We start from the raw sequence: 1695 nt of genomic DNA on the forward strand, positions 1-1695 counted from the left end.
GCCTGACTCAAGCCCAACTGGAGCAAGCTCAATATGTGCGCAGTTGTGGCAGTTGCCATGTGGCGTTGCCCGCCCAAGTGTTGCCCACTGAAACCTGGCGACGGCTGCTGCAGGATCCCAACCACTATGGCCAGCAGATCCAGCCCCTGAGCGGTGTGGCTTTACAACTGGCCTGGGGCTATTTGCGGCCCAACTCCCGGCCCCTGCGACAAGGGGAACAGGTGCCCTATCGCTTGGCAGATTCCCGCTATTTCCGCGCTTTGCATCTGCAAGTGGAGTTTCCCACTCCTGTGCGGGTGAGCGCCTGTGTGGATTGTCACCCCAGGGCCAATGGGGGGGATTTTGCCAGCCTCTCTGCAGAATGGCAATCTTGAGGAGCGCAACTGAGGCAATGCAGGTGGATCTGGCCACCATTCTGGCAGGCTATGCCCAAGGCTACTTCCTGATGGCCGACGAAAAGGCGGGATCCCTGGCTTGGTACAGCACCGACCGGCACGCGGTGATCCCCCTCGATGAGCGATTTCACTGCCCCCGTTCGTTGCGGCCCTTGGTGCGCAGCGGTCGCTTTCAGGTGCGGCTGAACTGCGCTTTTGAGCAGGTGGTAGAGGGCTGTGCCGCTCGTCCCCAAACCTGGATTAGCCCCGAGCTGAAGCAGATTTACGCAGCTCTGCACCGGTCTGGCTTTGCCCACAGCTTTGAAACCTGGCAGGGAGAGACCTTGGCAGGCGGGATCCTGGGTATTGCCCTTGGAGCGGCGTTTATCGGCGAGTCCATGTTCTACCGCATTCCCAACGGCTCGAAGGTGGCCTTGGTGAAGTTGGTGGAGCACTTACGGGAGCGGGGCTTTCGCCTCTTCGACGCTCAGTTGATGAACCCGCACCTGGCCCGTTTTGGTGCCTTTCTCATGGAGGGACAAGAATACCTGAAGCTGCTGCAGCAATGCCTGGGGATCCCTTGTCGGTTCGATTAGACCTGTGATGCTCAAAGCGACAGGCTTCCCAATAGCTGCTGTTAGATCATTGCAGCGGCTCTTGGTGGGAAACTTGGTGGAAAATGAGGGAGGACTCCACTCTGCTGCTGTGAGCGAATACATCCCGTGGTGGGCCAGCACATGGGATCCGCTCTGTTCCCGTCAGTGGCAGATGAGACTGGCTCGCAAACACCGTTCGTTGCCGTCTGTGCTCTTCTGCGCTCAGAACGAAGAACTATTATGCTCAGACCAAAGAACCATTAGATTAGATGGGCATTGTTATAAGGTGAGAGGAGTTCTCTACTGCTGTTGAGATTGTCATGAGCCAAAAGCTTCTGTTCGTCTGTCTGGGCAACATCTGTCGTTCTCCCACCGCTGAAGGCATCACCAATCACCTTTTGCGCAGCAGCGGCCATAAGGAAGCAATTATCTGCGACTCAGCAGGTACGGCAGCCTATCACATCGGCAGCCCCCCAGATAGGCGCATGCAACAAGCAGCCCGATGCTATGGCCTAGAGCTACAAGGCAAGGCCCGCCAGATTCGACCTGCCGACCTGCGCGAGTTTGACCTGATCCTGGCTATGGATCGACAAAATTACCGCGACATTCTCAGCTTGGATCCCCAGGGAAAATATGCCGAGAAAGTGCGCCTGATGTGCAGCTATTGCCGCTCTCATTCTGACGAAGAAGTTCCGGATCCCTACTACGGGGGTGAGGCTGGATTC

Annotated in this window: 3 protein-coding genes; all 3 read left to right on the forward strand. The window is 57.2% G+C overall.

Annotated features, from left to right (window positions below; genetic code table 11):
* Positions 1-374: hypothetical protein (locus tag NW819_RS12045; protein ID WP_414413882.1), on the forward strand; the 374-nt coding region annotated here is incomplete at its 5' end.
* Positions 375-391: 17 nt separating this feature from the next.
* Positions 392-970, forward strand: coding sequence for a leucyl/phenylalanyl-tRNA--protein transferase (aat, locus tag NW819_RS12050; protein ID WP_414413883.1), 579 nt, complete (start codon positions 392-394; stop codon positions 968-970).
* A 320-nt stretch (positions 971-1290) separates the two neighbouring features.
* A partial coding sequence (locus tag NW819_RS12055) for a low molecular weight protein-tyrosine-phosphatase (RefSeq protein WP_414413884.1) occupies positions 1291-1695 on the forward strand: 405 nt, incomplete at its 3' end.

This window comes from Synechococcus sp. R8-2 (genome assembly GCF_047461715.1).
GTDB lineage: Bacteria > Cyanobacteriota > Cyanobacteriia > Thermostichales > Thermostichaceae > Thermostichus.